This window comes from Neisseria iguanae (genome assembly GCF_003013245.1).
Lineage (GTDB): Bacteria > Pseudomonadota > Gammaproteobacteria > Burkholderiales > Neisseriaceae > Neisseria > Neisseria iguanae.
The window spans coordinates 3,719-11,935 of sequence record NZ_PXYY01000079.1 but is presented as its reverse complement, the minus strand read 5'-3'; the positions used below and the strand labels follow the sequence as shown (position 1 = coordinate 11,935).

At 48.9% G+C, this 8,217-nt stretch carries 7 protein-coding genes; 4 read left to right on the top strand and 3 right to left on the bottom strand.

Annotated elements, in window-relative coordinates; genetic code table 11:
• Positions 1–322: 322 nt before the first annotated feature.
• Positions 323–856, bottom strand: coding sequence for an alpha/beta hydrolase (locus C7N83_RS10685; protein WP_106742581.1), 534 nt, complete (start codon positions 854–856; stop codon positions 323–325).
• A 22-nt stretch (positions 857–878) separates the two neighbouring features.
• Positions 879–1,655, bottom strand: a complete 777-nt coding sequence (locus C7N83_RS10680; protein WP_106742579.1) for an exodeoxyribonuclease III — start codon at positions 1,653–1,655, stop codon at positions 879–881.
• A gap of 173 nt (positions 1,656–1,828) precedes the next feature.
• Between C7N83_RS10680 and C7N83_RS14895 the strand changes: the two genes are divergently transcribed.
• The 3 genes from C7N83_RS14895 (at position 1,829) to pepN (ending at position 5,053) form a co-directional block, all read left to right on the top strand.
• Positions 1,829–1,984: a hypothetical protein gene (locus tag C7N83_RS14895; RefSeq protein WP_211296646.1), complete on the top strand. Its 156-nt coding sequence runs from the start codon at positions 1,829–1,831 to the stop codon at positions 1,982–1,984.
• Entirely contained in the window at positions 1,981–2,229 is a 249-nt protein-coding gene (locus C7N83_RS10670) for a hypothetical protein (protein WP_106742576.1), read from the top strand. Before C7N83_RS14895 ends, C7N83_RS10670 begins: the two co-directional genes overlap by 4 nt.
• A gap of 136 nt (positions 2,230–2,365) precedes the next feature.
• The gene (pepN, locus tag C7N83_RS10665) at positions 2,366–5,053 is read left to right on the top strand and encodes an aminopeptidase N (RefSeq protein WP_106742574.1); all 2,688 of its coding nucleotides are present in this window, start codon (positions 2,366–2,368) and stop codon (positions 5,051–5,053) included.
• 67 nt (positions 5,054–5,120) lie between these two features.
• Here the strand turns inward: pepN and C7N83_RS10660 are convergent, their stop codons facing one another.
• Positions 5,121–7,139, bottom strand: coding sequence for a BCCT family transporter (locus C7N83_RS10660; protein ID WP_106742572.1), 2,019 nt, complete (start codon positions 7,137–7,139; stop codon positions 5,121–5,123).
• Positions 7,140–7,807: 668 nt separating this feature from the next.
• Here C7N83_RS10660 and C7N83_RS10650 point away from each other — a divergent pair.
• Positions 7,808–8,194 carry a hypothetical protein gene (locus C7N83_RS10650; RefSeq protein ID WP_106742569.1) on the top strand — a complete coding sequence of 129 codons (387 nt, stop codon included), beginning with the start codon at positions 7,808–7,810 and terminating at the stop codon, positions 8,192–8,194.
• The last annotated feature ends 23 nt before the right edge of the window (positions 8,195–8,217 follow it).

Sequence of the window (8,217 nt, the reverse complement as noted above, 5' to 3'; positions counted from 1 at the left end):
CATGAACAAGGGGGACGGCTGCCGTTGTGACGGGCATAACGGCTTTTTGCTGTTCGGGATAACGGTTGCCGAAAACCGGTAATGATGTGGGCTTTAAGCAATGGAAAGTGGCCGGTATGCTTGGCAAGCATGGCTTCGGCGGTTTGTTTGAAAAAGCGGCCCATGGGGAGAATCCTCTAAAATCCGGTTTCAAAGGAATTTAGGGGATTTTAGGGGTTTGGGAAAGGGTTAGGTTGTTTTAGCAGCCATTAACCTTTTGTCGGTTGGAAAGGGTTTTGCGGAGGTCTCAAACTATGAAAATTAATTTGATGACGCGATTCATTCACGTCAATAACATTTCCTGCATCAGCTTCATACCCCACTGCCAACCGTTTAATGTGCCATTCAGACGGCCTTCGTGCGGCGACACCAGCAAACGCGCATTCCAGCGCAATGCTTTCTCCTGCGCCCAGTCGGGCGGACAATCGCCGCTTTGGCCGATAACCAAAGCCGTGCGGCAATGGCAGCACGCGCGTTGCAAAGTATGTTCGGCATCATCGGGGAATGCTTCCGGCAGCGGCGATACCAACATCAGATTGCACACGGTTTTCTGCACGTTCACATCTGCCTGATAGAGCCACGCCAACACTGCTGGCACGCCCGCACCATGCGCCACAACCGCAACATGGCGGCTTTGATGTTGGGAAAAGGCCGTCTGCACCGCCTGCTGCCATTCTCCAATGCTTTGCAAACGCGACACTTGCGCCTGAAACACAATCGGATAGCCCAACGCCCAACGTGCCATCCACAACGGTGGCGTTTCGGTATCGTGTACCAGTAACAGTGTTAAATCTTCAAGGTCATACGCGCTTAACATGGTTTTTCCGTTTCAGACGGCCTCACACCGTATAATCGTATTCCACCACCAAAGGCGCGTGGTCTGAGAATTTTTCGTCTTTATACACATGCGCCGACACCGCTTTGGCCGCTAATTCCAGGGTAACCATTTGGTAGTCAATGCGCCAGCCCACGTCTTTTGCATAAGCCTGACCGCGGTTACTCCACCATGTATAACCCGGCACTTCAGGATAAAGCGTGCGCCATATGTCTGTCCAGCCCAAGGCTGCAATCACCTTGCCGATCCACTCGCGCTCTTCAGGCAGGAAACCGGAATTTTTCTGGTTGCCTTTCCAGTTTTTCAAATCAATATTTTGGTGGGCAATATTCCAGTCGCCGCACACCGCAATATCACGCCCTTCCGCCTTCATCGCGGCCAGCATCGGATAAAACGCATCTAAAAAGCGGTATTTCAATTCCTGACGTTCCGGTGCGCTGGTACCGCTGGGCAGATACAGAGAAACCACGGTTAAATCACCGAAATCGCAACGCACAAAACGTCCTTCGCGGTCAAACTCTTCAATGCCTATGCCGTATTGTACCGAATCGGGCTTTTGCTTGCTGTAAACCGCCACGCCGCTGTAACCGCGTTTTTCTGCACAATGCCAATGGCCATACATACCGTGCGGCTGTTTCATGTCTTGTGACAAATCCGCTTCCTGTGCCTTTAATTCCTGCACGCAGACAATGTCTGCCCCGGAAGTAGCGATATATTCGTAAAAACCTTTCTTGTAGGCAGAGCGGATGCCGTTGACGTTGGCAGAGATGATTTTCAGCATAATAAATGTGTTTAAAAAATAAAAAGGAATTGTAACAGAAGTTGGCGGACCGGGCTTTCCCTTCCGGCAGACCATTTAAACCAAGATGTGATTCTGCCCCGCAAACGCACCTGCCGTATTGCCTGCTTTGGAAATACCGCCATTTTCCGTTGCATTTGCACCGAAGCAGCCCGATGAATGCCATTGAAGGCATGCTGTATTTGCAAGCGCGGGTGGCTTTGGGGAAAGTAATATATGCGGTGAAATTAAAGCCGTTTTGGCCAACCTTCGCGCATTGGCGCACTGATGGTACCACTGACCGCGATGGACAAACAGTGTACGATTCATGATTCTGGCAAGCTTCCTGCAAGCCTTGTTCGATATGAATTTGTCGCAATGCCGCATTGGCAGCACGCCTGTTGATTTCGTTACAGGCCGCCAATCAGATTGTAAATACGATGGTGGAACGCAACCAAGCCACAAAACACGAAGACCTGAACCACGGACGGTGTCCATTGGGCTGACCGACACAGGGCGCGAGGTGTTCGTCCGCTGCATGAAAGAAGCCGCGGCATTTGAAGCTAAAATGCCGTAAAGGCCTCAATACGATATGCCATCTGGAAATATTTTAATAAAGTTCTTCTTTCTAAATATCCTGATGAAGTCTTGAATTAAGGCTGTCTGAAACCCATATTGAAAAAATTATTTTTCGATTGTGAAGGCCGATTGCCATGAATAAAACCGTACATTATTTGAAAGACTATGCCGCGCCTGCGTTTTCCGTGTGCAAAACCGATTTGCATTTTGATATTGGCGAACACGAAACGTGCGTGAAATCGCGTTTGATTGTTGAGCCGTTGGTTGACGGTGCCCCGCTGGTGTTGGACGGTTCGGCGGAGTTGCTGTCGTTTAAAATAGATGGTGAAGCGGTAGATTATGTGTTGGCAGACGAAAAGCTGACGGTGGCGGAAATGCCGTCTGAAAGCTTTGTGGTGGAAGTGGAAACGCGCATTGTGCCGTCTGAAAACAAATCGCTGATGGGTTTGTATGCCAGCGGCGGCAATCTGTTTACGCAATGTGAGCCGGAAGGTTTCCGCAAGATGACGTTTTATCCCGACCGTCCTGATGTGATGTCGAAATTCACTACCACGATTGTGGCGGATAAAAAACGCTATCCGATATTGTTGTCCAACGGCAACAAGGTGGATAGCGGCACGTATTCGGACGGCCGCCATTGGGTGAAATGGATTGATCCGTTTGCCAAACCGAGCTATCTGTTTGCGTTGGTGGCCGGTGATTTGGCCTTGACTGCCGACAGCTTCACCACGCAAAGCGGCCGCAAGGTGGCGATTGAGTTTTACACTACCGAAGCGGATAAAGGTAAGGTAGCATTTGCGGTGGCAGCTCTGAAAAACTCGATGGCGTGGGACGAAACGCGTTTCGGTTTGGAATATGATTTGGATATTTATATGGTTGTGGCCGTAGGCGATTTTAATATGGGGGCGATGGAAAACAAGGGTTTGAATATTTTCAACACCAAATATGTGCTGGCCGACAGCCGCACTGCCACCGATACCGATTTTGAAGGCATTGAAGCCGTTATCGGCCATGAATATTTCCACAACTGGACGGGCAACCGCGTGACCTGCCGCGACTGGTTCCAGCTTTCGTTGAAAGAAGGTTTAACCGTATTCCGCGATCAAGAGTTTTCCGGCGATCGCGCCAGCCGCGCCGTGCGCCGGATCGACAATGTGCGTATGCTGCGCCAACACCAATTCCCCGAGGATGCCGGCCCGACCGCCCATCCGGTGCGTCCCGCCAGCTATGAAGAGATGAACAATTTCTACACCATGACCGTATATGAAAAAGGTGCGGAAGTGGTGCGCATGTATCACACGCTGTTGGGTGAAGAAGGTTTCCAAAAAGGCATGAAGCTCTACTTCAAACGCCACGACGGACAGGCGGTGATGTGCGATGATTTCCGCAATGCGATGGCCGATGCCAATGAAATCAATCTTGACCAGTTTGCCTTGTGGTACAGCCAAGCCGGTACGCCGACTTTGGATATCACCGGCCGTCTGAATAACCATAATTTTGTGTTAACCATCAAACAAAGCATTCCGGACACGCCGGATATGGCCGGCAAGGAGCCGATGATGATGCCGGTGAAAGTCGGTTTACTGAATGAAACAGGCGAAGCAGTGGTTTTCGATTATCGGGGCGAGCGTGTGACCGAAGCCGTGTTGCTGCTGACCCAGGCCGAGCAGGAATTTGAATTCGGCGGCGTAAATGAAAAGGTGGTGCCGTCATTACTGCGCGGCTTTAGTGCGCCTGTGCATTTTCACTATCCGTATCGCGATGAAGATTTAGCCTTACTGCTGGCACACGATTCCGATGAATTCAGCCGCTGGGAAGCCGCGCAAACGCTTTATCGCCGCGCCGTTGCCGCCAATTTGGCCGCCATCGAAGCAGGTAGAACCTTGCCGGAACACACCCGTTTGATTGAAGCGGTGAAACAAGTATTAAATAACGCCGATTTGGATGCCGCGTTCAAAGCTGTGTTGCTGCAAGTGCCGTCTGAAAGCGAATTATGGGATGGCAAAGACCATATCCATCCGCTGCATTACCACCAAGCGCGCGAAGCTCTGCTGGATGCCGTTGCTGCTGCGTGTATTACTGAATTGGTTGAGATACGCGAATGGGCGTTGGCGCAAGAAGCCGGCAGCAGCTTTGGGGCGCCGTATGAATACCACCCAGAATTGGCCGGAATACGTACGCTGCTGGCTGCCGTCCGTCTGTTGGCGATTCGGGTAGAACGCCATCAAACCATTCAAGTGGGCAATTACGAAGACGAACAACTCGCTGACCATAAAGAAGCCGTCATCTGTGCCCGTTTGCAAGATTACATCACGCGCTATGAGCAGCTTTCACCGAATATGACCCATGAAATCAGCGTGTTGAATACGGTAAATCACTTGGAATATGCCGGTCGCAACACCTTGCTTGACCGATTTGCCGAACGCTATGCCGATGATGCGCTGGTGATGGACAAATACTTTATCCTGATTGGCGCCAGCCACCGCAGCGACACGCTGGCGCAAGTTCAAACGGCCTTACATCACCCGAGATTCAGTTTGGAAAACCCGAACAAAGCGCGTTCATTGTTGGGCAGCTTCAGTCGCAATGTGCCGCATTTCCATGCTGAAAACGGCAGTGGCTATACATTTTTGGCCGATAAAGTGATGGAGATCGACCGCTTTAATCCGCAAGTGGCCGCGCGTTTGGTGCAGGCGTTTAACATCTGCCACAAACTCGAACCGCACCGTCGCTCTTTAATGACTGCGCAACTGCAACGCATTCAAGAACAAGAAGGTTTGTCGAAAGACGTGGGCGAGATTGTCGGTAAAATTTTGGCGTAATCGTACGAACGAATAAAAGGCCGTCTGAAAAATCATTTTTTCAGACGGCCTTTTGATTTTGATACGCTTATTCGGCCAATTCGGTTTGCTCGTGCGACATGATTTCTTGTCCCACGTCTTCCATCAGGCTTAGGTAACGCTCGTAGTTTTTCAGGATGTCGGCAATCAATTCTTTACGGCTCATGTACTGCACGTTATAGCCGGTGCGGCCGTCTGAAAAATAGGTTACCGGCGCATAAGTGGTGTTGCTGCGGATATGCGGCAGATTGCTTTCTTGCACCAGTTGTTCGGCGATGTCGTAACGCACTGATTTGATGCCGTATACAAAGTTGCGCATAGTCGATTTCTCAATGACCAATTCAATCAATGGTTCTTCATCAGTGAGGGCTTCGGTGTTGACTTGTACGGTCAGGCCGTACCCTTTGTTCATTTCCATGCTCAATTCGCGCATGGCAGGCAGAGCGGTGTATTTCATAAAGCTGTGAATATCCAGCTCCTGAGATTGGTTGAGCATGGTTTGCAAACGCTCTTTCCAATGTTCGCCTGTCCAGTAGCTGCTGGTCGGTGTGACAACGGTATTGAAGTATCTCTGGTCGGCTTCCAAGGCTTTCCACAGGCTGAAGGCCATCAGAATCATTAAAAATGCAAACGGCAAGGCGGTAATCAAGGTCATGGTTTGTAAGACGCTCATGCCGCCTGAATTGAGCAGGACAATGGCAATCGCCGACATCAAAAAGCCCCACATCACGGCCTGCCATTTCGGCGAAGCCATACTTTTATCGCGTGAAGCAATGCTATTCAACACGTAGATGCCGGAGTCGGCAGAAGTGATGAAAAACAAAGAGATGATAATCAAGGCGACAATGCTGCTGAAGGTTGGCAACGGCAGGTAGTCTAAGAAGGCAAACAGCAATTTTTCCGGAGAAGAAGTCAGGCCGGCCAATGCGCCGCTGGCAACGTTGGCATCTAGCCAGATGGCACTGTTACCGAAAATGGTAAACCATAATACGCAATACACGCTCGGAATCACCAAGACGCCGAAAATAAATTCGCGGATGGTGCGGCCGCGCGAAATACGGGCGATAAACAAGCCGACAAACGGCGCCCATGAACACCACCATGCCCAGTAAAGCACAGTCCAGCCGTTGAACCAGCCGGTATTGCCGGATTCGTAAACATAGGTTTTGAAGCTCAGTTCAACCAAGTTGCTGAGGTAGTCGCCCAAGTTGTTGCTGAATGCGCCCAAAAGGTGCAAGGTAGGGCCGGTAAACAAAACAAACAGCATCAATAATACGGCCAGAACCAAATTGGTTTCACTCAGTATTTTAACGCCTTTGCCGACGCCGGACGCGGCTGAAGCCGCCGCCATAGCCATCACGGAAATAATCACGATCACTTGCATGCTGAAGCTGTTTTCCGATATCCAGCCGATTTGTTGCAAACCGGAGCCCAGTTGAACAGCACCAAAGCCTAATGTGGTGATGATACCGAACAGCGTGGCGATAAGCGCCATCACTTCAATGGCATCGCCGAGACGGCCATTGATTTTGTCTTTTAAAATAGGATAGAAGCAGGAACGTAGTGCCAATGGCAGCTTATAGCGGAAACCGAAATAAGCTAAAGCCAAGGCAATCACGCCGTAAATCGCCCAAGCATGAATGCCCCAGTGGAAGAAGGTATGCAACATGGCTGATTCCGCTTCACCATTGCTGATGGGATCGGTATAGTGGGATAATGGTTCGGCTACACCGAAGAACATCAAACCAACCCCCATCCCGGCGGCAAACAGCATAGACAGCCATGACATGAATGAAAATTCAGGCTCTTCTTCGTCCGTCCCCAGCTTGATACTGCCAAGATTACTGATGGCGAGAAAAATCAGGAAAAACAGAAAGACAGAAAAGGTCAAAATATAAAACCAGCTGAAATGCTGGAAAATACCTTCTTTCAAGAAATTGAGGGTGTTTTGCATACCTACGGGGAAAGCAAGTGTACCGACTAACAATAGGATGACGAATATTAATGTAGTGATAATCACAATCGGTTTGAAAGAGGATTTTTTTTGGATTAGCGAGTAAAGACTCATTAACTTCTCCATGTTTTCATCGCTATGATAAGCGATGTGTATTTCAGATGGCCTTCCGCGATCAGAAAAACCAGCGATAAAAGGCAATTTAATCCATGCAATTAAATTGCCTTTTTGGGGAAATGATTGATTATCATAACAAATTAGCCTATTTTTGTAAAATTGCCAACAACCTTACTGAAATATCGAGATATTTCATGCTTCAGTCAATCTGATTTGGTTGCATGAAAATATGTTGGTAAAGCAGCTTTGGACAGCAGGATAAAAGAACGTGGATTTGAATTTATCTTAATCGGTTGTATTTTCCGATTTGATTATATATTTGGTTATAATAGTCAAAGAAAATTAAATTCAGCACAATACCACATATGTCATACTCAAAAGACTACCGGCAAATGATACTGAACAAACTTGCAGCAAGTGCTTCCTATCGGGCACTGGCCGGTGGGTACAACATTAGCAAAGCCACCATACAAAACCAGAAAAAACGGCTGGAGAAAAAAAGTTGTTACCACACGCAAGTCAAAAATAAGCATGGAAAAATTACAGCAGGACGTCGGACAAGTATCCCGACCACTTCCAACGTGGGCAGATTGTGCGCTTTAACTGCACCCAATGGGCAATCCGCATAGCACTCAAACGGCTCAAACTGTCTCAAAAAAAAGAGATTGAATCACCGGCAGGCCAATGAAGCCGAGAGGGCTCATTTTCTTGAGCAACTACAAGGTTGTCAGCAAGAAAACAGACCCATTGTTTACCTTGATGAAAGCGGCTTCAACCGCATGGTTACCGGCCTTATGCCTGTGCACCTAAAGGCCGGTCATGTTATGGCACATACAACTGGCAGCTTAAAAACAAAACCGATGCTGCAGGCAATTCACAACGGCAAACTGCTCACGGTTGGTTTATATGGTTGCAGTACCAACAGCGATATTTTTCATCACCGGGTTGGGGCTTTGCTATTGCCGGAATTACCTCAAAACAGCGCGGCCGTGACGGATAATGCCGCGTTTCATAAAAAGAGCGAGGTCGTTCAAAATCCTGTGTCAGCTTGAATTCTACAACCGGATAATGCTGT